Raw genomic sequence first — 24786 nt, forward strand, 5'->3', positions numbered from 1 at the left:
TGCCCTAGACCCCCTTGTCGCCGGGCCCGCAGGCCGTGCCGTCCTTGTTGGTGTCGAGCCCGAGCCGGTCGCGGCCGTTGACCTTCAGGGCGGCGAGTCTGTGCCCGGCGAGCCAGTCGCAGCGGTCGGCCTTGGCCATGGCCGGGAAGGTCCAGGGCACGCACTGGCTGATCTTGCCGTAGGCGTGGTCACAGCCGTCGTAGCCCTCGGGGACCTTCACGCCCTTGGCCTTGGCCGGTTTCTTCTTGGCCGGCTTCGCCGTGGCGAGGTCGTCGGCGAAGGGCTGGACGTGGGCGGCGGCGGTCTGGGTCTCGCCGATCTGGACCCAGGTGGAGGTCGACGGGACCCCGGCGGCGTCGACGACCTGGAGCATGTACCAGCCCGGTGGGGCGAGATTGGGATTGCTGGTGAGGCTCAGGTCGACGGTGTTGCCGTCGACGGTCATCGGCAGGTCCACGTAGCGCTGGTTGGGGTCGGAGGAGTGGGTGACGGCCGCCGGACGGATCAGCGAGGCCTTGGTGACCGTACGGTCCACGGTGATGCGCTGAGTCGAGCCGTACGACCACTGGGTCGAGGCCACCGAGGCGATCTGCGGCCGGTCGCCACGGAAGAGGTACGGCGGCGAGTAGATCGAGATGCGCCGGTCGAAGGACCCGTCGCCGGGGTTGTTGCCGACGGTGAGCACCCGGCCGTCGGGCAGCAGCAGCGCCGAGGAGTGGTAGGTGCGCGGCACCGGGTCGGTGGCCAGGCCGGCGTGGAAGGTGTTGCTCACCGGGTCGTACGTCGAGGCCTCGAAGACCGGGTCCTCGCGGTAGGTGTGCAGGGCGCCGCCGGTCTCCAGCACCTTGCCGTCGGGCAGGATCACCGCGGAGACGTACACCTTGCCCTGGTCGCCGGTCTGGGGGGTGCCGTCGGCGTAGGTGCCCTGCGGGAGGTCCGGCCCGGCCACGTACGAGGGCGAGGCGGCGGTGAGGTCGATCAGGTCGGTGAGGCGGTGCGCGTCGGGCGCGACGGTGTGGTTGCCGCCGCCGATGGTCAGCACCTTCTGGGACTGGGCGGGTGGCAGGAGTACGGACATCGACTGGTCGCGTTCGTCCTTCTTGCGCAGACCGGGTACGTCTGTGATGGTGCCGGTGTCGTAGTTGTAGACCGAGGCGCCGGTGCCGGACAGGCCGACGCCGAAGACATGGCTGCCGGAGTAGAAGAGGCGGCCGTCCTGGAGCAGGATCGCGGCCGGGTACAGGCCCCAGAAGCTCCAGGTCTGCTTGTCGCAGCAGCCCTTCCAGGTGCCGGAGGCGTAGTCGAAGCGCTCATTGATGACGGTGCCGGCGGCGTTCTCGTCGAGGCCGCCGAGGGTGACCACGTCGCCGTTGCCCATCTCGGTGGCGGACGGGTACCAGTGACCGGCGATCATGTCGTTGGTGCGGGTGTAGGTCATGGTCTCCGGGTCGAAGACGTAACTGGTCTTCAGTCCCTTGTAGCCGACGGTTCCGTCGGGCGAGGCGTAGTCCTTGTTGCCGCCCAGCACCAGGACTCTGCCGTCCTCGAGTTGGACATGTCCCGCGCAGAAGAAGTCGGCGGGCGTGGGCACATCGGTGTAGGTGTAGTTCACCGGGTCGAAGACGGTGGTCTTGAAGGTGCCGGCGGCGAAGGCGTCGCGGTCGTTGCCCGATCCCGCGATCAGCAGCACCTTGCCGTTGCGCAGCAGGACCGAGTGGATGGCACGGACCGGCGAGGGCATCTCGACGACCTGCCACTTGCCGACGCAGGCCGGTCCGTTGGGGTCGGTGGTGCAGGGGTCGGGCCCCGGGTCGGGCACGGTGGCGTCGACCATCGAGTAGTCGTCGGTGGCGAGGGTGCCGGTGCCGTAGAGGGTGGCGCCCCAGGTGATCCGGTCGGTGCCGGCCGGGACGGCGGGGGTGCGGACCTCGGCGCGCTGATACGTGCTGGTCACCGCGAGGGTGTTGAGGTCGGTCCAGAAGACCCAGCCCTCGGTGGTGTCGTGCCGGAAGAGGGTGAGCACGCTGTTCGCGGAGGTCGTCCGGTACCAGAGCGACAGGTCGTACTGGTGGTCCGGGGCGACGGCCGGTGCGCAGCCGTTCTCCAGCATCATCGTCTTGCGGTCGCCGGAGGTGAGCCGGGTGATGCCGATCTCGACGGCGTGGGCGCCGCTGTGGGCGCCGGCGGCGCCGGTCACGGTGAAGGTGGAGTCGTTGTCGCCGTAGCCGGACTTCTCGAAGCAGCTGGGGAATCCGGTGGCGGGGTCGACGGTCTCCAGGCCCGGGTTGGTCACCAGGTTGACGGCGGCGTGTGCGACCGGCGCCTCGGGGCTCAGCGCGAGTCCGACGGTGAGCAGCGAGAACAGTACGGTGGCGACGACCAGGCGCAGGCGTCGTCTGTGGCCTTCTCCACGGCTGCGGGGCATGTCAGCGCACCGCCTTGGTGTTGTCGGTCCGCAGGATGTCGATCCGGCCGTCACCCTCGCCGAAGGTGGCCACGGGCTTCGAGTGGTCCAGCAGGGCCTTCACGGTCGGGAGGTTCTTGCGCTCGCCGCGCAGGGCCGGGGTGGAGACGACGTAGTCGATGTCGCGCCAGCCGTGCGGGAGGGTCTTCTTGATGGCCGGGTCCTGGTCGAGCTTGTAGTGCCAGATGACTCCGGTCCCCGGTGTGAAGCCGGCGTTGACGGCATCCAGCCACAGCACGCCGTCGGTGACGATGCGGGTGTGGGCGGGGTCGGCTATGTGGCCGGCGCGCAGCCAGCGGGCCGCGTCGTAGTAGACGGTGGTGTCGTTGGTGCGAACGACGTCGCGGTCCCCCTGGTACCAGACCGGGCCGAGCAGGGCGGTCGCGGTGGCGAGGACGGTGACCGCCGCCGCGATGCGCGGGACGCGGCCGCCGGGCAAGGCGCGGACGGCGGCCTGGACTATGCCGGCGAGGGCGATGGCGAGGAAGGGCAGCAGCTGGATGACGTACATCTTGGGCAGGTAGCCGCCGGGCCGCGCGGCGACGGCGGCCAGGATCAGGGCGGCGAGCGCGATGGGCCGCAGCCGGCGCACCGTCAGGGCCGCCAGCGCGGCGGCGCTGCCACCGAGGATGAGCACGGGGTCGGCGGCCAGCCACTCGTCGAGCAGGGCGTGGGCCTCGGTGCCGGACTGGAACAGGGAGCCGGTGCCGGCCCGGCTGCCGAGCTGGAAGCCCAGCGAGCCGATCAGCGAGACATGGCCGGCGCCGGGGAACAACTCGCCCTTCAGGACGGCGTAGAGCGGATAGAACATGCCGGTCAGGGCGAGCCCGGAGGCGAAGCCGGCGAAGGAGAAGGTCCGGGTCCGCGGGTGGCTGCCGTGCCAGAGCGCGTACAGCAGAGCGGGCAGGACGACCACGATGGTCTCCTTGGACAGCACCGCCGCCGCCAGGCAGGCCCCGGACGCCACGTGGTGCCACAGATGCCGGCGCGGTGACAGCGCCAGCGCGAAGGCGGCCAGCGCCCACACCACGGCGAAGTTGTCGAGGTAGATCTGCCGGTTCAGGGTGACCGCCAGCGGCGACAGCCCGTAGAGCAGCATCGCGCCGAGGGCGGCGGGCCGGCCGAGACCGACGCGGCGGGCGACGAGGTGGACGAGCAGCGCGCCGGCCGCGGCGACCGGCAGCATCGCGATCCGGCCCTGGACGAAGGTGGGCTGATCCGGGGCCAGCCAGGCCGGCAGCCAGGCCAGCCAGCTGAGCTGGATCCAGCCGAACGGCGGGTGGTCGTACCAGTACGTGTAGTGGGCCAGCCCCACCCCGTGCCCGACCGCCCACGCCTGCGCGAGATAAGTACCCTCGTCGTCATTCGGGAACGGGCTGCGGCCGATATTCCAGGCGCGTAAGGAAACGATCACCGACAGCGCCACCACCGGAAACGCGAAATTCAGCCACCGGAATTTTCTGGAATCGGCCACTCCGGTGCCGCCGGGCGGCTTTTCGCTATCCGGAGTTAGCGAAGGATTAACCAAGAGTTCTGTGGAAATTACCGAGCTGCCCATGGGACATACCCCCCTGAAAACCCACCTCAAGCCGCCCCCATACCGCCAGGAGACGGAAAAACCGAACGACTGTCCACAGGAAGTCCACAGTCTCCACATTGCCTACACGTAAACGATTTATTCCGCTCCCATGAATCTTCAAAATCCACGATCTTGACGGCGGCGACCTAATCCGAGGGCGTGTTGACGCCAAAGAAAATCGACTGCTAGCGTCCGGCCCGGGGAAATTATGGAATATGAAGTGGGGGGGAACGATGTGGATTTCCGCTGCCCTTTTACTGGATTCACTGCTGCTCATGGCGGCGGCCGGCGTCACGCTCTGGTGGATGATGCACGCCTGGCGCACCCCGGAGACCCTGGACGCCACCGCCTTCGCCGAACCCGACGGAGCACACCGGCTGTCCTTCTCGTTACTGGTCCCGGCCCGCCACGAGGAGCAGGTCCTGGAGCACACCGTCGAGCGGATGCTGCTCATCGACCATCCGGACTTCGAAGTGGTGATCGTCGTCGGCCATGACGACCCGGGCACCGCCGCCATCGCGCACGGCCTCGCCGGGCACCACCCGGACCGGGTCAAGGTCGTCACCGACCACCACGAGGCCAAGAACAAACCCCGGGCCCTCAACACCGCGCTGCCGCACTGCCGGGGCCAGATCATCGGGGTCTTCGACGCGGAGGACATCGTCCATCGCGAGCTGCTCACCCACGTCGACCACGCCTTCCGCGGCGCCTCCGCCGACGTGGTCCAGGGCGGCGTCCAGCTCGTCAACTACGACAGCAGCTGGTACAGCCTGCGCAACTGCCTGGAGTACTTCTTCTGGTTCCGCAGCCGGCTCCATCTGCACGCCCGCAAGGGCTTCATCCCGCTCGGCGGCAACACCGTCTTCGTACGCGCCGAGTTGCTGCGCGCCACCGGCGGCTGGGACGGCGACTGCCTCGCAGAGGACTGCGACCTCGGCGTACGCCTGTCCAGCCGCGGCGCCAAGGTCGTGGTCGCCTACCACGCGGCGCTGGTCACCCGCGAGGAGACCCCGGACTCCCTGCGGGGCCTCTACAAGCAGCGCACCCGCTGGAACCAGGGCTTCCTGCAGGTGCTGCGCAAGGGCGAGTGGCGGCGGCTGCCCGTGCGGCAGCGCGTCCTGGCCCGCTGGACCCTCACCACGCCCTTCGTCCAGGCGTTCACCGGCGTGATGGTGCCGTTCGGCGTGCTCGTGGCGCTGCTCGGCGGGATCCCGCTGCCGATCTCGCTGTTCGCCTGGCTGCCGGTGCTGCCGATGGCCGCGATGACGGTCTTCGAGTGCGTCGCCCTGCACGACTTCGGCCGCGAGTACGGCTTCCGGATCACGCCGGTGCACTACGCCAAGCTGCTCGTCGGCACCCCGGTCTACGGACTGGTCCTGGCCGCGGCAGCCGTGCGGGCGGTCTGGCGCGAGTACACGGGACGCAAGGACTGGGAGCTGACCTCGCACGTCGGCGCCCACCTGGACCACCAGCCGGAACATCAGCCGGCGCCCCACCTGGGGCACGCCCTGGAGCACCCCTTGGAGCACGAGCCGAGCCGCACACCCGCCGCAGTCAGGCCCGACCCTCAGGAGGCACTGTGACCACCAGCTCGCCGCTGCCCGCTCCCACCCCTTCCGTCATGACCACTCCACCGGCGATCTCGCTGGTCGTGCCGACCTTCAACGAGGTCGCCAACATCGACGAGTTGCTGTCCCGGATCTGCGCGGCGCTGCCGCCGGACGCGGCGGGCGCCGGAGCCGTGGACGTGCTCTTCGTGGACGACTCCACCGACAACACCCCCGAGGCCGTACGCGACGCGGCCTTACGCTGCCCGATCCCCGTCGCCGTCCACCACAGACCCGAACCCCACGGCGGCCTCGGCGGCGCGGTCGTGGAGGGCATCGCCCGCACCACCTCGCCCTGGATCGTCGTCATGGACGCCGACCTGCAGCACCCGCCGGGCCTGATCCCGGAGTTGATCGCGGCCGGCGAGCGGACCGGCGCCGAACTGGTCGTCGCCAGCCGCTACGCCGAGGGCGGCAGCCGCCGCGGGCTCGCCGGCGGCTACCGGATGCTGGTGTCCGGGGCGTCGACGCTGGTGGCCAAGGCCGTCTTCCCACGCGCCCTGCACGCCGTCTCCGACCCCATGAGCGGCTTCTTCGCCATCCGCCGCGAGGCCGTCGAACGCGGCCTGGGCGGTGAGGGGTTGCGCCCCCTCGGCTACAAGATCCTGCTCGAGCTGGCCGTGCGCTGCCGGCCGCGCGGGGTCGCGGAGCTGCCGTACGAGTTCGGCGAACGCTTCGCCGGCGAGTCCAAGTCCACCGTCAAGGAGGGGCTGCGCTTCCTGCGCCACCTCGCCCTGCTGCGCACGGCCGAGTCCCGCGCCCGGATGATCGCCTTCGGCCTGGTGGGCGCGTCCGGCTTCCTGCCCAACCTGGCCGTCCTGTGGCTGCTCATCCACGGCGCGGGCATGCACTACGTACCGGCCGAGGTGATCGCCAACCAGGCAGGGCTGCTCTGGAACTTCCTGATCATCGACTCACTGGTCTACCGCGACCACCGCAGGCAGCATCGCCGCTCCCTGCGCATGCTCGGTTTCGGCGCCCTCGGCAACGCCGACCTCGTCGTCCGGATCCCGCTGCTCGCACTCCTCGTCACCGGCGCCGGCATCCCGCCGGTGCCGGCCACCGCGCTCAGCCTCGTCGTGGTCTTCGCCCTGCGGTTCGTGATCGTCGACCGGATGCTCTACCAGCGCCGTCAGGCCTGACCCAGCTGCTCCCTGAGGACCTCCGCGTCGGCGGTCGGCGCGGCGCACACGAAGTGGCGGCACACGTACGCTGCCGGCCGGCCGCCGACGAGGGGCCGGCCGGCCAGCAGCGCGAACTCGTCGCTGCCCGGCTCCCCGGCGGCCACCACCGCGCCCGGCGCCGTCCCCCGCAGCGCCGTCCGGTGCAGGGCGGCGGTGCCCGGGTCCGCGGCGGGGCCGACCACCGCGACCTCCCGGGGGCCGTCCAGCGCCGCCTCCCCCACGGCCAGCCCCCAGCCGATGAACCGCGGCACGCGCCCCGCCAGCGCGCCCACCACGCCCAACGCCCGCTCGGCCGCGTCGCGGTGCGTACCGGAGCCGGTGTAGGCGGCGTACGACAGCAGGGCCCCGGCCGCCGCCGTCCACCCGGAGGGCGCCGCGTTGTCGGTCGGGTCCTGGGGGCGCCGGATCAGGGCCTCCGCGTCGTCGGCGGTGTCGTAGAGCGTGCCGTCCTCCCCCACGAAGTGCCGCAGCACGGAGTCGAGCAGCAGCCCGGCGAAGTCCAGCCACACGCCCTCCCCGGTGACCGCGCCCAGCGCGAGGAAGCCCTCGGCCACGTCGCCGTAGTCCTCCAGGACGCCCGCGTGGCCGCCGCTCACACCGTCCCGCGAGGTCCGGGCGAGCCGCCCGTGCTCGTCCATGTGGACCCGGACCAGCAGGTCGGCGGCGTCCAGCGCGGCGGCCACCAGGTCGGGCCGCTCGAAGTACGCGCCGGTCTCGGCGAGCGCGGCGACGGCCAGCCCGTTCCAGGCGGCGACCACCTTGTCGTCCCGCCCAGGGCGCGGCCGGGTCTCCCGCGCCGCGAGCAGCCGCTCCCGAACGGAGGCGATCCGGGCCGCGTCCACCAGCCCCGCGTCCTTGGGCAGTTGCAGCACCGACGCACCCTCCTCGAAGGTGCCCTCCTCGGTCACCCCGAAGTACGCGGCCGCCGGCGCCGCGTCCTCCTCGCCGAGCACCTCGCGCAGCTCGGCGGGCGTCCACACGTAGAAGGCGCCCTCGGCGTGCGTGCCGTCGGCGCGATCACTGTCCGCGTCCAGCGCGGAGGCAAAGCCGCCCTGCTCCGTGCGCAGCTCCCGCACCAGGAAGTCGGCGGTCTCCAGGGCCACCCGGCGGGCCAGATCCGAGCCGGTGGACCGCCACAGGTGCGCGTACACGCGGCACAGCAGCGCGTTGTCGTACAGCATCTTCTCGAAGTGCGGGACCACCCACTCCCGGTCCACCGAATAGCGCGCGAAGCCACCCGCGAGCTGGTCGTAGATCCCGCCCCGGGCCATCGCCTCACAGGTGTCGGCCGCCATCTGCAGCGCGCCCTCCGCCCCGGTCCGGGCGTGGTGCCGCAGCAGGAACTCCAGCACCGTCGACGGCGGGAACTTCGGCGCCCCGCCGAACCCCCCGCGCGCCGAGTCGTACTCCCGCGTCAGCCCCAGCAGCGCCGCCGCCAGCTCCGACTCACCGGGCGGCGACACCCCCTCGTACGCCATGCTCCGGCCGCCCAGGTCCTTCACGATCCGCGCGGCGACCTCCCCGACCTCCTCGCGCCGGTCCCGCCAGGCGGCCACCACGCCCTCCAGGACCTGACGGAAGCCGGGCATGCCGTGCCGGGGCGCGGGCGGGAAGTACGTACCGAAGTAGAAGGGCTCCGCGTCGGGCGTCAGGAAGACCGTCATCGGCCAGCCGCCCTGGCCGGTGGCCGCCTGCACGGCCTCCATGTAGACGGCGTCGACGTCCGGCCGCTCCTCGCGGTCGACCTTCACCGGCACGAAGTTCTCGTTGAGATACGCGGCGATGTCCTCGTCCTCGAAGGACTCACGGGCCATCACATGACACCAGTGACAGCTGGAATACCCCACGCTCAGCAGCACCGGCACCCCGCGCTCACGCGCCTGCTCGAAGGCCTCGTCGGTCCAGGGCCACCAGTCGACGGGGTTGTCGGCGTGCTGGAGAAGGTACGGGGAGGTGGAACCGCTGAGTCGATTGGCCATGTCCCCAGCCTCACACACGGTGTCGCCTTGTGACGGTTACGGCAGGACACTGAGAAGCGGGTGACTGAGGGGGACACATCTTGACGACGACGCGATTGCCGCCGGCGCACCGCGGCGAGGTGGGGCGGCTGCTGGAGCGGACCGTGGAGGCCGGGCCGCTGCTGGAGCGGGCGCGGGCCGAACTGGAGGAGATCGCGCGGGCGGCACCCGAGGAGTACGCGGCGTATGCGGCGGTGCTGGAGGGGCGGGAGCGGGGTCAGGGGATCGGGCGGGTGGTGGTGACCGCGGCGGGGGCGGTGGCGGCGTTCGCGGCGGATCTGGGGTTCGGTACGTCGGCGGGGACGGCCGCTGGCACCGCGGCGGCGGTGGCCGTGGTGGGCGCCGGGGCCGCCACGGCGCTGAGGGCGACCGCTGGGGGCGGGGCCCAGGAGGCACGGGAGCGGTGGCTGGCGGCGGTGGAGCGGCGCGGGGTGCGGCCGTTCCTGGAGCGGCACCGGGCGGCTCCGGAGGCGGCGGCGGCCGCGCCCCGGAACACGGTGCCCGCGCCACGCCGTACGGACCGCAGCGCGGCGGCCCGGGCCCGCAGCCTGCTCGACCAGTCCTTCGGCCATCTCCCGGACGTGGAGGGGCCGTTCACCGGCCGCCGGGAGCAACTGCGGCAGATCTCCCAGTGGGTGCAGCAGGCCCGGGTCTCCCCCGGGACGGCGCCCGTGGTCGTCCTCCTGCACGGGCCGGGCGGATCGGGCCGTTCCGCGCTCGCGCTGCACGCCGCCCAGCAGTTACGCGACCAGTTCCGCGGCGCCTGCGTCGTGGACGTACGCGGGGCCGCGCCCGACGAGCCGCCGCTGCCCGTACGGGACGCGCTGCTGCATCTGCTGAACCGGTTCGGCGCGCCCCGTGAGCAGTTGCTCTTCCGCGAACGGCCGTCGCACGACCAGCACTTGCGGCGGCTCGGCGAGCAGTACCAGCAGCACCTCACCGGGGTGCCGGTCATCATCGTCCTCAACGACGCCGCCGACCCCGAGCTGATCCGCGCGCTTGTCCCCCTGCACTCCGACAGCCTCGTCCTGGTCACCGCCACCGAGCCGATGGACCTGTCCGTCCCGGGCGCGCGCGTGCGCACCCTCGCCGTCGAGCCGCTGGACGCCGACGCCTCGTACGAGCTGCTGGCCGCGCTTGCCGGCCCGGACGACACCTCGCTCGACGCGCAGCACGTCGAGGACATCCGTACGCTCTGCGGCGGCCTGCCGCTCGCGCTGCGGGTCGCCGGGTCCTCGCTCGGGCGCCGCTCGGCCGGCCGACTCGCCGCCGACCTGGCGGTATACGGTCCGCAGGATCCCGTCGACCGGGCGCTGGCGCTGCGCTACCACGACCAGCCCGAGGCCTCCCGCCGCCTCCTGCGCCGGCTCGCCCTCGCCGGCCGGGCCAGCCTGGGCGGGGCCGCGGCCGCCGCGCTGCTCGCCACCGACGCGCAGGAGGCCGACCGCCGCCTCCGGGACCTCGCCGACGCCGGGCTGCTCACCCACGTGCGCGGCAGCCGCTACCGGCTGCACGACCTCGTACGGCGCTTCGCGCACGAGCGGCTGCACGACGAGGAGGAGCCCGCCGAGCGCGCCGCCGCCCACGAACGCCTGATCCGCAGTTACGCCGAACTCGCCGGCTCCGTCATCCGCCTGGTGGACGGCAGGACCTCGCCGAGGGGCAACCGCTTCGGCTCGCACGGCTTCGACTCGCTCGACCTCGCCCTGCGCTGGCTGGACGAGGAGTCGAGCTTCATCACCGCCGCCCTGCGGCACTCCGAGGACGTCGACCAGGCCGCCGTACAGCATCTGCTCAGCGCCCTGTGCGACTACTGCCTGCTGCGCGGCGACCTCTACCGGCTCGGCGAGATCAGCGAGCTGGCGCAGCGGCACCAGGCGGTCCGTGACGAGGAGCAGGGCCTGCTGATCCGGTCCGTGCAGTGGCGTACCGGCATCGCGGCCCGGCAGCTCGGCGATCTGGACAAGGCCCGGTCGACCCTGGCGTCGGTGGTCAATCTGTACTTCGAGGCGCAGCATCCGGCGGGCGCGGCCCGCGCGCTGTGCAGCCTCGGCATCACGCTCCAGCAGCAGGGCAGCCTCCCCGAGGCCGAGGACAAGCTCCGCGAGGCCCTGGAGCTGCAGACCGGCGAGGACCAGCGGCCCGACCGCGCCTGGACCCTGCACGCGCTCGGCGCCGTCCTGCGCGACGCCGGCCGGCTGGCGGAGGCCCGGGCGCTGCTCGACGACGCCCTCGTCCTGCACCGCGAGAGCGACAGCGTGCTCGGCCAGGCCTGGGCCCATCTCCAGCTCGGCCAGCTGCACCTGAGCACCGGCGACGTAGAGCGCGGCGAGCAGGAGCTGCGGGCCGCCGACGAGTTCTACGCCGCCACCCGCGACCCCCGCGGCCAGGCCTGGACCACCACCCAGCTCGCCCGTGCCCAGCTGCTGCGGGGCGCTCCGCAGGCCGCCGCCCAGCAGCTCGGCGACGCCCTCGTACGCCACCGCGCCTGCGAGGACGCCCGGGGCGAGGCCTGGTCCCTGTACTACCTCGGCCACGCCCTGGAGGAGAGCGGCGACCGGGACGCCGCCCTGCGCGCCCTGGAGCGGGCCCGCAGCATGTTCAGCCGGATGAGGGACGTCTACGGCCTGGCCTGCGCCCGCCACCACTCCGCCCGCGTCACCCGCGACCAGCGCGCCGCGCGCACCGGCAACCTGCGCAACAGCGGCTTCGCCCGCCAGCTCCTCCAGGACGCCCGCCAGGACTTCCGCCGCATCCGCGTCCCGCACGGCGAGGGCTGGTCCTGCATCGAGCTCGCCGTCATCGACGCCGGCAACGGCCGCGTCCCCGACGCCCTCACCCTCGTCGAGGACGCCGAACGCCTCTTCGCCCTGATCGGCGACCGACGCGGGCTCGACTGGGCGCGCTTCGTGCAGTGCACCCTGCGCCCGCTCATGTCCGAGCAGGGCGCGGGCCGCGCCGCCGCCGACCTCGCCGCCCTCCTCGCCGACCCGTACGACGGCCGCGACCTGGACCTGGAGGAGTACGCCGACGCCTTCGCCCTGCTGCTGGAACGCGGCATCGCGCCCGGAACCCCCTGGCGAGCCTGGGAGCTGGGCATGGTCCCGTCACGCGGCACCAGGATGGTCCTGGCGGTGCCGTCGGCCGGGACCGTGCGGGACAGCCGCTAGTCGCCATTGGCGGCGCCGCCGACCTTCGCCGCCGCGGAGTCCCCGGGGCCGGCGGTGTCGACGGTGTCGGTCGACGACGCCTCCGACGCCTCCGCCGGCTCCGGCACCTCCTCGAAGTCGATCTTGTGGAACTGCTTGTTCATGTTCTTCATAAGCCACCACAGCGCCAGGCCGATCAGCGCGAAGATGACGAAGCCAAGGAGACCGGGCGTCACCTTGTTCTCGTTGACGTCCGCGAGAGGGACGAGCTGGGCGGCGGCCGTGCCGAAAGTCTGGTTCACGGGACCCATTGTCTACCCGGCCTCGCGGACGCCCGCGAAGAGGTCGTCCTCAGGGAGCGAGGTGTCCACGCGGGACTGCGCGAGCTCGTAGTCCTCGGTCGGCCAGATCTCCTTCTGGATGTCCATGGGCACGTGGAACCACGCGCCGTCCGGGTCGATCTGCGTGGCGTGGGCGAGCAGCGCCTTGTCGCGGATCTCGAAGAAGTCGGCGCACGGCACATGCGTGGTGATCGACCGCTCCGGGCGGTCGAAGCTCTTCCAGCGCTCCAGCCACTCCCCGTACGGGGACTCCATGCCGCGCTCCAGCAGCGCCTCGTGGAGGGCCACGGTGCGCTGCCGGTTGAAGCCCTGGTTGTAGTAGAGCTTGAGCGGCGTCCAAGGCTCGCCGGCCTCGGGGTAGCGCTCGGGGTCGCCGGCGGCGTCGAAGGCGACCATGGAGATCGTGTGGGTCATGATGTGGTCGGGGTGCGGGTAGCCGCCGTTCTCGTCGTACGTGGTGATCACGTGCGGGCGGAACTCGCGGATGAGCTTCACCAGCGTGCCGGCCGCCTCGTCCACGTCCTGGAGCGCGAAGCAGCCCTCCGGGAGCGGGGGCAGCGGGTCGCCCTCGGGGAGGCCGGAGTCGACGTAGCCGAGCCACGCCTGCTTGACGCCCAGGATCTCGCGGGCCTCGTCCATCTCCCTGGCCCGTACCTCGTGGATGTGCTCCTCGATGTAGGGGTCGCCCTGGAGCTTGGGGTTGAGTACGGAGCCTCGCTCACCGCCCGTGCAGGTGGCGACGAGGACGTCCACCCCCTCGGACACGTACTTCGCCATGGTGGCCGCGCCCTTGCTCGACTCGTCGTCGGGGTGGGCGTGGACGGCCATCAGTCGCAGCTGCTCGGTCAAGGCTGGATCCTCTGTCATCGGTCACGGACGCGGCTTCTATAGTGACCGAAGCGAGGGGCCGTTTAATCCCGAGGGCCCGCTCCCAGGAGGATCCGACTATGACCGCCGTGCGCGAAGAGCTGCCGGAGGGGCGTTACGGCCGCGGCCGCTCCGACGCACAGGCCGACCGTACGCTCCGGCGGGTGGGCTTCGTTCTCGGGGCGGTCGCGCTGGTCCTGATCGGCTGGTACGGGTGGACAACGGTCGCCGGTACGAAGGTCAGCGCCGAGGTCATCACGTTCGAGGTGGTCTCCGACCACGCCGTCGACACGCATCTCGAGGTCCGTAAGGACAGCGGCGTCACGGCCGTGTGCACGCTGCGTTCGGTCGCGGCGGACGGGACCGAGGTGGGCCGCCGGGATGTGCGGCTGACCCAGCACAGCAGCCGCATCGACACGGTGGTCACCATCCGCACCACCGCTCGCGGCACAAGCGCCGAGCTTCTCGGCTGTCAGACCGCCTGAGCCGTTCACTCTCGCCCTTTGTGGGCGGAAATTGTTAAGCTCGTGGTTTCGCCCTCCCGCGAAGACGCATCTTTCTGGGTAGGGCGTTCATTTGTAAATCAGCAGGCAACAAGCAACCCGAGTACCGACGAGGAGCACCTGTGACCCAGACCAGCGACAGCGTCACCTGGCTGACCCAGGCGGCGTACGACCAGCTCAGGGCCGAGCTGGAGCATCTGTCTGGTCCCGCACGCGCCGAGATCGTCGCCAAGATCGAGGAAGCCCGCCAGGAAGGCGATCTCAAGGAGAACGCCGGCTATCACGCGGCACGCGAGGACCAGGGCAAACTGGAGCTCCGGATCCGCCAGCTGAACCAGATCCTCGAACACGCCAAGGTGGGCGAGGCCCCCGCCGACAACGGCGTGGTCGCGCCGGGCACCGTCGTCACGATCGCCTTCGACGGCGACCCCGACGACACCCTGGTCTTCCTGCTGGGCTCGCGCGAGTACGTGTCCTCCGAGCTGGACACCTACTCGCCGCAGTCCCCGCTGGGATCCGGGGTGAACGGCAAGAAGGTCGGCGACGACGCGGAGTACGAACTGCCGAACGGCAAGAAGGCCTCGGTGAAGATCCTCGCGGTCAAGCCGTACCAGGCCTGAGCCTCCTGAGACGGAAGACAGTGGGCCCCGGCCGTGCGGCCGGGGCACCCACCACGCTCAGGACGTCGGGTCAGGACGTCGCGTGCCGGTACTTGCGGACCGCCAGCGTCCGGAAGACCACGATGATCACGATCGACCACAGCAGCGAGGCCCACACCGGGTGCTGCATCGGCCAGGCCGGCGACTGCGACACTCCCGGGTTGCCGAAGAGCTGACGGCAGGCCTGCACGGTCGCGCTGAACGGATTCCAGTCCGCCAGATGCCGCAGCCACGGGGTCATCTGGCTGGAGTCCACGAAGGCGTTCGAGATGAACGTCAGCGGGAACAGCCAGATCAGCCCGCCCGAGGTGGCCGCCTCCGGCGTACGGACCGTGAGCCCGATCAGCGCGCCGATCCACGAGAACGCGTAACCGAGCAGAAGCAGCAGGGCGAAGCCGCCCAGCGCCTTCGGGATGCCCTCGTGCACCCGCCAGCCGACGATCAGGGCGACGATGGCCAGGACGATCACGGTGAGCGTCGTCTGCACCAGGTCGGCCAGCGTCCGGCCGGTCAGGACGGCGCCGCGCGCCATCGGCAGCGACCGGAAGCGGTCGACGAGGCCCTTGTGCATGTCGTCGGCGATTCCGGCGCCCGCGCCCGCCGTGGCGAAGGTGACGGTCTGCGCGAAGATGCCGGCCATCAGGAACTCGCGGTACACGCCCGCGTCGGTGGTGCCGCCGACGTTCATCGAACCGCCGAAGACATAGCTGAACAGCACCACGAACATAATCGGCTGGACCAGCCCGAAAATGACCACTTCGGGAATGCGCATCATGCGGATCAGATTCCGCTTGGCGACGACGAGCGAGTCGCGGGCGGACTGGATGACCGCGTTGCGTGGCTGTGGTGTCGCCGTGGGGATTGCGCTGACGGCCGTCATTCGGCGTCCTCCTTCAGTTCCGCGACGTGACCCGTCAGCGAGATGAACACGTCGTCCAGGGTCGGGCGGCGCAGCCCGATGTCGTCGATCTCGATACCGCGGGAGTCCAGTTCGCGGATCACCTCGGCGAGCAGCTTCGCCCCGCCCGTCACCGGGACGGTGACCTGGCGCATGTGGTCCTCGACCTTGGTCTCGCCCTTCCCGAAGCCCCGCAGCACTTCGGTGGCCTCCGTGAGGCGCTCGCGCTCGTGCACGACGACCTCGACCCGCTCGCCGCCCGTTTGGGCCTTCAGCTGGTCCGAGGTCCCGCGCGCGATGACCTTGCCGTGGTCGATCACGCAGATGTCGTGCGCGAGGCGGTCCGCCTCCTCCAGGTACTGCGTGGTGAGCAGCAGCGTCGTACCGCCCGCGACGAGGTCCTGGATCACGTCCCACAGCCCGAGGCGGTTGCGCGGGTCCAGGCCGGTCGTCGGCTCGTCCATGAACATCACGGGCGGCCTGACCACCAGCGCCGCCGCCAGGTCCAGGCGTCGCCGCATGCCGCCCGAGTACGTCTTGGCGGGCCGGTCCGCGGCGTCCGCGAGGTTGAACTGGTCCAGCAGCTCCCCCGCCCGGACCTTCGCGTCCCTGCCACTCATCTGGTAGAGCTGGCCGACCATCTGCAGGTTCTCCCGGCCGGTCAGATACTCGTCCACGGCCGCGAACTGCCCGGACAGCCCGATCAGCCGCCGCACCTCGTTCGGCTGCCGCAGCACATCCACGCCGGCCACGACCGCCTTGCCGCTGTCCGGCTTCAGCAGCGTCGTCAGCACCCGTACCGCCGTCGTCTTCCCCGCCCCGTTCGGACCGAGCAGCCCCAGCACGGTGCCTTCCGGCACGTCCAGGTCCACTCCGTCCAGGGCGCGTACGTTTCCGAAGGTCTTCACCAGGCCTTCGGCGTAGATGGCGCCTGTCATGCGGTGTCTCCCGTCCAGGGTTTACGTCCTGATACCGACGCAGCGCGGTCGAGCATGGCAGACGCGATATATCGCGTCAACCGTTTTTGTGCGCGCTCCTACGCCCGCCCTCCCCTTCACCGTCCCACGCCCCACCGACAGCGGACCCTCCCGCCCCCCACGGGGCCGCGCCCCGGACCCCCACGGGGCTGCCCCCCCAACGCCCTAGCGGGCGTGGGGGGACGGCACGACTCCCGCTCGGGTTGTGGGCAGGCGTTCCGCGTGGCGAGCGAAGCGAGGTGGGGGTCCCCCCAGCCGCCAGGCTGGGGGAGGGTGGGCACAACCCGGCCACGGAGCCGCACCCGGCGACGCACCCTCGGGCCTCGGGCCAGCGCCGTCGGGGTACGCGCCGTCGCCGGCTGCGGGCGGGTTGGGCCAGCCCGTCCCGCCTTGGGGGCACCTCCCAGCGTCTAGCTGGGGGAGGACGGCCTACCCCCAACCCGGAGGGGGAGAGTGGGGTCAGAGAATGACGTAGCCGGCCTCACGCAGCGCTGAGGCGACAGCCTCGCAGTGTTCGGGGCCCTTGGTCTCGAGCTGGAGCTCGACTTCGGCCTCGGTGAGCCCCAGGCGTGGATCCGTGCGGACGTGGGCGATGTCGATGACGTTGGCGTCGCTGTGGGAGAGGACGTCGAGGAGGGCGGCGAGCGCGCCGGGGCGGTCGGTGAGGCGGAGGCGGAGGGAGAGGTAGCGGCCGGCGGCGGCCATGCCGTGGCGGAGGATGCGCTGCATCAGGAGGGGGTCGACGTTGCCGCCGGACAGGACGGCGACGACAGGGCCTTGCCCGGCGAAGGCTTCCGGCTGGGAGAGGAGCGCGGCGACGGGGCTGGCGCCGGCGGGCTCGACGACGAGCTTGGCCCGCTCCAGGCAGAGCAGCAGCGCGCGGGAGAGGTTGTCCTCGGAAACCGTGAGGACCTCGTCCACCGCGTCGCGGATGATCGCGAACGGCACGTCTCCCGGCCGCCCGACCATGATGCCGTCGGCCATCGTCGCGACGGCATCCAGCTGCACGGGCCGCCCGGCGGCCAGCGAGGGCGGATACGCGGCCGCGCCGGCGGCCTGCACGCCCACCACCCGTACGTCGGGCCGCAGGGCCTTGACCGCGAGCGCGACCCCGGCGGCCAGCCCGCCGCCGCCGATGCCGACGACGACCGTGCGGACCTCGGGGCACTGCTCCAGGATCTCCAGGCCCACGGTGCCCTGGCCGGCGATGATGTCGGGGTGGTCGAAGGGGTGGATGAAGACGGCGCCCGTCTCCTCCGCGTACGCCTGGGCCGCGCGCAGCGTTTCGTCGACCACGTGCCCGTGCAGCCGCACCTCCGCCCCGTAGTCACGGGTCGCCGCGATCTTGGGCAGCGGCGCGCCGACCGGCATGAAGACCGTGGACCGCACACCCAGCAGCGAGGCGGCCAGCGCCACACCCTGCGCGTGGTTGCCGGCGCTGGCGGCGACGACGCCTGCCGCGCGCTCCTCGGGGCTGAGCGCGGCGATCCGTACGTAGGCGCCGCGCACCTTGAAGGAGCCCGTGCGCTGCAGGTTCTCGCATTTGAAGTGCACCGGGGCACCGATGAGCGAGGAGAGGAAGCGGCTGCCCTCCATGGGGGTCACCCGGGCGACACCGGAGAGCATCTTGTGCGCGCCACGGATGTCGTCGAGCGTGATCGGGTGCGAGGGGAACGACGGAACCGCCGCCACAGGGCTTTCCATGGGCCCAGTCTGTCAGTCCCGCCGCAGTGGCCTGAAACGTACGGCGAAATCGCCCGGCCACGCCCCCGCACAGCACCCACCACAACCGCACGGCCCACATGGTCGACCTTCTTTTCCCCGGTGGGGTCCGGCCCGCATTCTCTCCGCGTACTCTTCTCCCAACCTCCGCAGGACCGACAGAACGCGAGCTTCCGGCCATGCCCATTCCATCGGAGACAACGACCGACCTCTTCGAGCGCCTGCAGCACCAAGTGGCGCTCTTCGCCCGGCGCGCGGAGCAGACCCGCCTGGGTGGGGTGGGCAAGGCCCGCAACTCCATGGACCGGGCCGCCTATCTGCTGCTCAACCGCCTCGACAAAGAAGGCCCGATGGGCGTCAAGGCGCTCGCCGAGGGCATGGGGATCGACTCCTCCACCGTCACCCGCCAGGTCGCGCCGCTGGTCGACTCCGGGCTCGTCAAACGCACCTCGCACCCCGAGGACGGGCGCGCCGTCGTGCTGGCGCTGTCCCCGCGCGGGCGCGCGCGGCTGGACGAGGTACGGGCCTCCCGGCAGCAACTGATGGCCGTCGTCACGGAGGGCTGGACGGAGCCGGAGCGCGAGACCTTCTGCGAGCTCCTGGGCCGCTTCAACATCGCCCTTTCGGACTACCACGCGGCCGTCACCCAGCCCGAGGAGCAGGCCTCCTCCCAGACCTCCTCCCAGACCTCCTCCTGACCTCTTGACCCGGGGGCTTCCGCTGCCGTCCCATGGCGCTGTGGGACAGCGTCGGGCGGCAGCGGAACGCCTGCGCAGCGCCGAGTTCGAGGCCTTCGCGGCCGGCGCGGCGGGCCGGCTGCTGCATGCCGCCGTCCTCCTCACCGGCGACCCCGCCGACGCCGACGCCCTGCTGTGCGCGGCCCTGACGCGTACGTATGCGAACTGGTACCGCCTACGCGGCGAGGACCCCTACGCCTACACACGGGCCGAGCTCGTCCGCCGCTACGCCCACCGCCCCCACTGGCGCCGCACCGGCAGCGGCGTACTGGCCCGGCTCACCCCGCAGGAGCGGCTGGTCGTGGTGCTGCGGCTCTACGAGGGCGTGGCCGAGGAGCAGGCTGCGGCCCAGCTGGGGCTGCCTGCCGACCGGGTACGGGCGCTGTGCCTTCGGGCCATGGCCACCCTCCGCAGCCGGCCGCCGGCGCCGCCGGCCGCCCCTTCCACTGTCACGGCTACGTCCTAACATCAGGCCGTTAACGGAAACCCTCTTCCGTTGTGTCGATTACATTTCCACAAAGTCAAACGAAAACCCTTGACGCATGACAGGACATACAGCTCTCATTGCTCCACGCCTGTTCGGTCACGTTGATTTGTGATCGCTTCGGTGTCCCCCGAAGTGCCGTACGTGGCAGGCGATGCCCTCAGGAGCCGATATGCACCTCACACCGTCAGGTTTGTCCGTCCCCGGCCCGAGCCGCCGCACGATCCTGCGCGGCCTCGGTGGCGCTGCAGCCCTCGGCGCAGGTATCCCGCTGCTGAGCGCCTGCGCCGGCAGCTCCGGCTCGTCCGACCCCAAGACCGTCAGCCTCGGCTCCAACTCCTCGGACGCCGTGCCGAAGAAGGCGTTCGCCGGCGTCTACAAGGCGTTCACGAAGTCCTCCGGGATAGCCGTGGACGTCAACACCAAGGACCACAACACCTTCCAGGAGCAGATCAACTCCTACCTCCAGGGCACGCCCGACGACGTGTTCACCTGGTTCGCGGGCTACCGGATGCAGTTCTTCGCCTCCAAGGGCCTGGCCACCCCGATCGACGACGTGTGGTCGTCCATCAAGGGCAACTTCCCCAGCGCGATGCAGGACCTCAGCAAGGGCCAGGACGGCAAGTACTACTTCGTCCCGCTGTACACGTACCCCTGGGCGATCTTCTACCGCAAGAGCGTCTTCAAGGCGCACGGCTACACGGTGCCGACCACCTGGTCGCAGTTCCTCGCGCTGTGCAAGCAGATGAAGAAGGACAACCTGGTCCCGATCGCCTTCGGCGACAAGGACCAGTGGCCCGCGATGGGCACGTTCGACCAGATCAACTGCCGCACCAACGGCTACGACTTCCACATGTCGCTGATGCAGGGCAAGGCGTCCTGGACCGACAAGAAGACCCGCGCCACCTTCGACAACTGGGCCGAGATCCTGCCCTACCACCAGGACGGCGCCGTCGGCCGCACCTGGCAGGACGCGGCGCAGGGCCTGGTCGCCAAGAAGGCCGGCATGTATCTGCTGGGCATGTTCGTCGCCCAGCAGTTCACCAAGGCCGAGGACCTGGCCGACCTCGACTTCTTCGTCTTCCCCGAGATCGACCCCACGTACGGCCAGGACACCGTCGAGGCTCCCACCGACGGCTACATGCTGAGCAAGAAGCCCAAGAACCACGCGGGTTCGGTCAAGCTGCTGGAGTTCCTGGGCACGCCCGCGGCCGAGGAGACCTACCTCAAGGGCGACCCGAGCGTCGTCGCCGCCTCGACCAAGGCCGACACCTCCGCGTACACCGCTCTTCAGAAGAAGGGCTACGACACCATCGCGGCGGCCAAGCACCTCACGCAGTTCATGGACCGCGACAGCCGCCCGGACTTCACCTCGACGGTGATGCAGCCCGCCCTGCAGAACTTCGTCCGCAACCCCAAGGGCATCGACAGCCTGCTGTCCTCGATCGAACGCCAGAAGAAGACGATCTTCGCTTCCTGATGACCGCTCCGATCACCGGAACCGGGTCCGGACTCCCCAGCACCCCGGAGGCGGCCACCGCGCCGCCTCCGGGCACCCCCGGAACAACATCCCCGCGCGCCAGGCGCCGGATCCCCCAGGGGCACCGACGCCTGCTCACCCGCCGCGACCGGGTCACTCTGTTCTTCATGGCCGGCGTACCGACGGTCCTGCACGTCGCGCTGGTCTGGCTCACCGCGCTGGCCTCGGTCGCGCTGGCCTTCACCAGCTGGGACGGCATCGGCTTCAGCTCGATCAAGTGGGTCGGGCTGGAGAACTTCCGCCAGCTGTTCACCGAGAACCCGCAGTTCTGGCCGGCGGTCCAGCACAACGCGATCTGGCTGGTCGTGCTGCTGCTGATCCCCACCCCGCTGGGCCTGTTCCTGGCCGTGCAGCTGGACAAGAAGATCAAATTCAGCCGGATCTACCAGACCGCCTTCTTCCTCCCCGTGGTGGTCTCCTTCGCGGTCATCGGATTCGTCTGGCAGCTCGTCTACAACCCCGACACCGGCCTCATCAACAGCCTCATCGGGGCCAACAAGCCCGGCCACTACATCGACTGGATCGGCGACCCCAACCTCAACCTGTGGGCCGTCCTGGTCGCCGCCTGCTGGCGGCACACCGGCTACATGATGATCCTGTACCTCGCCGGCCTGAAGGGGGTCGACCCCTCGCTGCGCGAGGCCTCCGCGCTGGACGGCGCCAACGAGTGGCAGACGTTCAAGAACGTCATCTTCCCGGTCCTCAAGCCGATCAACACCATCGTCCTGGTGGTCACGATCATCGAGTCGCTGCGCGCCTTCGACCTGGTCTTCGTCTTCAACGGCGGAACGCAGGGCACCGAGCTGCTGTCGATCCTGGTCACCAACAACATCATCGGCGAGTCCAGCCGCATCGGTTACGGCTCCGCCATCGCGGTCGTCCTGCTGCTCATCTCGCTCGGTGTGATCATCCCCTATCTGATCAGCACCTTCCGGAAGGAGCGACGGGCATGAGCGCCACGACGATCACCACCTCCCGGCCTCCCCGGCAGCGCGTCCGCCCCGCCCGGCTGGTCCTGCACCTGTTCCTCGCCGGTGCCGCCCTCGCCTGGCTGGCGCCCCTGCTCTGGGCGCTGTACGCCGCCCTGCGGCCGTACGCCGAGACCAGCGACAAGGGCTACGTCTCCTGGCCCCACAAGCTGAGCCTGGCCAACTTCACCAACGCCTTCACCCAGTCCGGGATGATGCACTACTTCGGCAACACCCTGCTGATCGCCATCCCCTCGGTGTTGCTGACCCTCTTCCTGTCGTCCTGCGTGGCCTTCTACGTCAGCCGCTTCGACTTCCGGATCAACCTGTCACTGCTGCTGGTCTTCACCGCCGGCAACCTGCTCCCCCAACAGGTCATCATCACCCCGCTCTACCGGCTCTACCTGCTGGTGAACCTGCCCGGCATCACCACGTCCGGCAAGCTGTACGACTCCGCGCTCGGCCTGGTCCTCATCCACGTGGCCTTCCAGTCCGGCTTCTGCGCCTTCGTACTGAGCAACTACATGCGCTCGCTGCCGCACGAGCTGACCGAAGCGGCGCTGGTCGACGGCGCCTCGGTATGGCGGCTGTACTGGCAGATCGTGCTGCCGCTGTGCAAGCCCGCGATGGCCGCCCTGGCCACCCTGCTGTCCATCTGGATCTACAACGACTTCTTCTGGGCCGTCGTCCTCATCTCGACGGGCGAGAACATGCCGATCACCTCGGCGTTGAAGAACCTCTCCGGGCAGTACTTCACCGACCCCAACCTGGTCGCCGCCGGAGCGCTGCTGACCGCCATTCCCACCCTCGTCGTCTACTTCGCGCTCCAGCGCCAGTTCGTCAGCGGACTGACCCTGGGTGCGAGCAAGGGCTGACGCCCCGATCACCGGTCCCGCCGGACGGGGGCGGGGCCTGCCGCCCCGCCCCCGTCCGGCACATGAAACACACTCGAGAGAGATCACGCACCATGTCACACGGCCCCGCTCCCGCTCTCCGCGTGCCCGGAATCGCATACGGCGGCGACTACAACCCCGAGCAGTGGCCCGACGACATCTGGCACGAGGACATGCGCCTCATGCGCGAGGCCGGCGTGACCATGGTCAGCGTCGGCATCTTCTCCTGGGCCCTGCTGGAGCCGGAGGAGGGCCGCTACGACTTCTCCCGCATGGACCGCCTCCTCGACCTGCTGCACGAGAACGGCATCGCGGCGGACCTGGCCACCCCCACCGCCGCCCCACCCGCCTGGTTCTTCCGCGCCAACCCCGACGCGCTGCCCGTCGACCGCGACGGGCGCCGGCTCTCGTACGGCAGCCGGCAGACCTTCTGCCCCAGCAGCCCGGCCTACCGGCGCGCCGCGCTCGCGATCGCCCGGGCCGTGGGTGAGCGGTACGCCTCGCACCCGGCCCTCGCCATGTGGCACGTCCACAACGAGTACGGCTGCCACAACGCCGCCTGCTACTGCGACGCCAGCGCCGCGTCGTTCCGGGTCTGGCTGCGGGCCCGCTACGGCGACGACCTCGACGCCCTCAACCGCGCCTGGGGCACCACCTTCTGGAGCCAGTGGTACTACGCCTGGGACGAGATCCTCCCGCCGCGTGCCTCCGGCGCCGTCGGCAACCCCACCCACCAACTGGACTGGCGTCGCTTCTGCTCCGACGAACTGCTGTCGCTGTACACGGCGGAGCGCGCGGTGCTGCGGGAGGCGGCCCCGGACGTTCCGGCCACCACCAACTTCATGGTGATGCGCAACTTCGACGCCCTGGACTACTGGGACTGGGCCCCCGAGCTGGACATCGTCTCCAACGACCACTACCTCATCTCGTCCGACCCCGAGGCGGAACTCGACATCGCGCTCAGCGCCGACCTCGTACGGTCACTGGCGGGCGGCCGCCCCTGGCTGCTCATGGAGCACTCGACGGGCGCCGTCAACTGGCAGCCGGTCAACCGCGCCAAGCGGCCCGGCGAACTGCGCCGCAACGCCCTCGCCCACGTCGCGCACGGCGCCGACGGCATCGCCTTCTTCCAGTGGCGTGCCTCCAAGGCCGGCGCCGAGCAATGGCATTCCGCGATGCTGCCGCACGCCGGCACCGACAGCCGGATCTGGCACGACGTCGTCCAGCTCGGCGCCGACCTCGCCGCCCTCGCCGAGGTGCGTGGCAGCACCGCTTCCGCCTCCGTCGCCATCGTCTGGGACTGGGACGCCCGCTGGGCCCTGGAACTGCCCTCCCAGCCGAGCGGCGAGCTGTCCTTCCAGGACCTCGTACGGGACTGGTACGCGCCCCTGTGGCGGGCCGGCGTGCCGGTGGACTTCGTACGCCCCGGCGACGACCTCACCGCCTACCGGCTCGTCCTGGCCCCCAGCCTGTACCTGGTCGACGACGCGGACGCCGCCAACCTCGCGTCCTTCGCCGAGCGCGGCGGCACCCTCGCCGTGGGCTTCCACAGCGGCCAGGTCGACGCCAACTGCCACGTCCGCCTCGGCGGCTACCCCGGCGCCTTCCGCGAACTGCTCGGCGTCCACACCGACGAACTCTTCCCGCTGCTGCCCGGCGAGACGGCCGGCCTGACCGGCGAGGTGCCCCCGGGTGCCTGCGCCGACCTGTGGTCCGAGCGCGTACGCCCCGTCGACGCCGAGGTCGTCGCCTCGTACGCCGACGGTCCCCTCGCGGGCCTCCCGGCGATCACCCGGCGCGGCTTCGACACGGCCGGCTCCGCCTGGTACGTCGCCACGCACCCGGACGCGGCCACGCTGGCGGCGCTGCTCTCCCGGATCTGCGAGGAGGCCGGCGTACGGCCCGAAAAGGCGGCGGCGCCCGGCCTCGAGGTCGTCCGCCGCCGCGGCACCGACGCGGACTACGTCTTCCTCATCGACCACTCCGGGACCGGCGCCGAGGTCCCCGCGGACGGCGTCGAGCTCCTGACCACCAAGCCCGTCACCGGCTCCGTCACCGTCCCGCCCGGCGGCGTCGCCGTCGTACGGGAGCCGCGGCCCTGACCCGATCCCCAACGCCGACCTCGCACCGCTCGGCCCCAGGGGCCTCCCGGGCTTCGCCCGACTGCGCCGGACTCCGTCCGCCGTACACGGCTAC

General features: G+C 71.0%; 19 protein-coding genes. 11 read left to right on the forward strand and 8 right to left on the reverse strand.

Translation table 11 applies throughout. The features are described from left to right. Positions 1–4: 4 nt before the first annotated feature. Complete coding sequence (locus ACFXJ5_RS01100) at positions 5–2425, reverse strand: galactose oxidase-like domain-containing protein (RefSeq protein WP_384625096.1); 2421 nt, start codon at positions 2423–2425, stop codon at positions 5–7. A gap of 1 nt (position 2426) precedes the next feature. Continuing rightward, positions 2427–3878 (reverse strand): ArnT family glycosyltransferase, encoded by a 1452-nt coding sequence (locus ACFXJ5_RS01105; RefSeq protein ID WP_384625099.1) that lies wholly within the window; start codon positions 3876–3878, stop codon positions 2427–2429. A 398-nt stretch (positions 3879–4276) separates the two neighbouring features. On the opposite strand from ACFXJ5_RS01105, the gene ACFXJ5_RS01110 reads away from it, so the two are divergent. After that, on the forward strand, positions 4277–5626 hold the full coding sequence (locus ACFXJ5_RS01110; protein WP_384625102.1) for a glycosyltransferase family 2 protein: 1350 nt from the start codon (positions 4277–4279) through the stop codon (positions 5624–5626). A 38-nt stretch (positions 5627–5664) separates the two neighbouring features. Next, positions 5665–6792, forward strand: a complete 1128-nt coding sequence (locus ACFXJ5_RS01115; RefSeq protein ID WP_384626508.1) for a glycosyltransferase — start codon at positions 5665–5667, stop codon at positions 6790–6792. On the opposite strand, the gene ACFXJ5_RS01120 is transcribed toward ACFXJ5_RS01115, so the two are convergent. Next, positions 6783–8813, reverse strand: a complete 2031-nt coding sequence (locus tag ACFXJ5_RS01120; RefSeq protein ID WP_384625105.1) for a thioredoxin domain-containing protein — start codon at positions 8811–8813, stop codon at positions 6783–6785. The two genes, ACFXJ5_RS01115 and ACFXJ5_RS01120, sit on opposite strands and share 10 nt — an antisense overlap. An 80-nt stretch (positions 8814–8893) precedes the next feature. On the opposite strand from ACFXJ5_RS01120, the gene ACFXJ5_RS01125 reads away from it, so the two are divergent. Then, the gene (locus ACFXJ5_RS01125; RefSeq protein WP_384625108.1) at positions 8894–12022 is read left to right on the forward strand and encodes a tetratricopeptide repeat protein; all 3129 of its coding nucleotides are present in this window, start codon (positions 8894–8896) and stop codon (positions 12020–12022) included. Here the strand turns inward: ACFXJ5_RS01125 and ACFXJ5_RS01130 are convergent. Both ACFXJ5_RS01130 and mca read right to left on the reverse strand, forming a co-directional pair. Further along, entirely contained in the window at positions 12019–12303 is a 285-nt protein-coding gene (locus tag ACFXJ5_RS01130; protein ID WP_384625110.1) for a hypothetical protein, read from the reverse strand. The two genes, ACFXJ5_RS01125 and ACFXJ5_RS01130, sit on opposite strands and share 4 nt — an antisense overlap. A gap of 12 nt (positions 12304–12315) precedes the next feature. Beyond that, on the reverse strand, positions 12316–13191 hold the full coding sequence (gene mca, locus ACFXJ5_RS01135) for a mycothiol conjugate amidase Mca (RefSeq protein WP_384625113.1): 876 nt from the start codon (positions 13189–13191) through the stop codon (positions 12316–12318). A gap of 98 nt (positions 13192–13289) precedes the next feature. Here mca and ACFXJ5_RS01140 point away from each other — a divergent pair, with 98 nt between their 5' ends. Continuing rightward, complete coding sequence (locus ACFXJ5_RS01140) at positions 13290–13694, forward strand: DUF4307 domain-containing protein (RefSeq protein WP_384625115.1); 405 nt, start codon at positions 13290–13292, stop codon at positions 13692–13694. Positions 13695–13834: 140 nt separating this feature from the next. After that, positions 13835–14332: a transcription elongation factor GreA gene (greA, locus tag ACFXJ5_RS01145; protein ID WP_384625118.1), complete on the forward strand. Its 498-nt coding sequence runs from the start codon at positions 13835–13837 to the stop codon at positions 14330–14332. Positions 14333–14402: 70 nt separating this feature from the next. Here greA and ACFXJ5_RS01150 read toward each other — a convergent pair whose 3' ends face one another. The 3 genes from ACFXJ5_RS01150 to ilvA all read right to left on the reverse strand — a co-directional run bounded on the left by ACFXJ5_RS01150 (position 14403) and on the right by ilvA (position 17950). Further along, complete coding sequence (locus tag ACFXJ5_RS01150) at positions 14403–15251, reverse strand: ABC transporter permease (RefSeq protein ID WP_384625120.1); 849 nt, start codon at positions 15249–15251, stop codon at positions 14403–14405. Next, the gene (locus ACFXJ5_RS01155) at positions 15248–16207 is read right to left on the reverse strand and encodes an ATP-binding cassette domain-containing protein (protein ID WP_384625123.1); all 960 of its coding nucleotides are present in this window, start codon (positions 16205–16207) and stop codon (positions 15248–15250) included. Before ACFXJ5_RS01155 ends, ACFXJ5_RS01150 begins: the two co-directional genes overlap by 4 nt. 498 nt (positions 16208–16705) lie before the next feature. Further along, positions 16706–17950, reverse strand: coding sequence for a threonine ammonia-lyase (gene ilvA, locus ACFXJ5_RS01160; RefSeq protein ID WP_384625125.1), 1245 nt, complete (start codon positions 17948–17950; stop codon positions 16706–16708). A gap of 197 nt (positions 17951–18147) precedes the next feature. Here ilvA and ACFXJ5_RS01165 point away from each other — a divergent pair, with 197 nt between their 5' ends. From ACFXJ5_RS01165 to ACFXJ5_RS01190, 6 genes are all read left to right on the forward strand, one after another. After that, a complete protein-coding gene (locus tag ACFXJ5_RS01165) occupies positions 18148–18666 on the forward strand; it encodes a MarR family winged helix-turn-helix transcriptional regulator (protein WP_384625127.1) in 519 nt (172 codons plus the stop codon). Between the two features lie 40 nt (positions 18667–18706). Next, on the forward strand, positions 18707–19171 hold the full coding sequence (locus ACFXJ5_RS01170) for a sigma factor-like helix-turn-helix DNA-binding protein (protein ID WP_384625129.1): 465 nt from the start codon (positions 18707–18709) through the stop codon (positions 19169–19171). Positions 19172–19361: 190 nt separating this feature from the next. Continuing rightward, positions 19362–20669 carry an ABC transporter substrate-binding protein gene (locus ACFXJ5_RS01175; protein WP_384625132.1) on the forward strand — a complete coding sequence of 436 codons (1308 nt, stop codon included), beginning with the start codon at positions 19362–19364 and terminating at the stop codon, positions 20667–20669. Continuing rightward, complete coding sequence (locus ACFXJ5_RS01180; RefSeq protein WP_384625134.1) at positions 20669–21682, forward strand: carbohydrate ABC transporter permease; 1014 nt, start codon at positions 20669–20671, stop codon at positions 21680–21682. Before ACFXJ5_RS01175 ends, ACFXJ5_RS01180 begins: the two co-directional genes overlap by 1 nt. After that, positions 21679–22572 carry a carbohydrate ABC transporter permease gene (locus tag ACFXJ5_RS01185; RefSeq protein ID WP_384625137.1) on the forward strand — a complete coding sequence of 298 codons (894 nt, stop codon included), beginning with the start codon at positions 21679–21681 and terminating at the stop codon, positions 22570–22572. Before ACFXJ5_RS01180 ends, ACFXJ5_RS01185 begins: the two co-directional genes overlap by 4 nt. 92 nt (positions 22573–22664) lie before the next feature. After that, positions 22665–24692 carry a beta-galactosidase gene (locus ACFXJ5_RS01190; protein WP_384625139.1) on the forward strand — a complete coding sequence of 676 codons (2028 nt, stop codon included), beginning with the start codon at positions 22665–22667 and terminating at the stop codon, positions 24690–24692. Positions 24693–24786: the final 94 nt, after the last annotated feature.

This window comes from Streptomyces sp. NPDC059373, assembly GCF_042751495.1.
Lineage (GTDB): Bacteria > Actinomycetota > Actinomycetes > Streptomycetales > Streptomycetaceae > Actinacidiphila.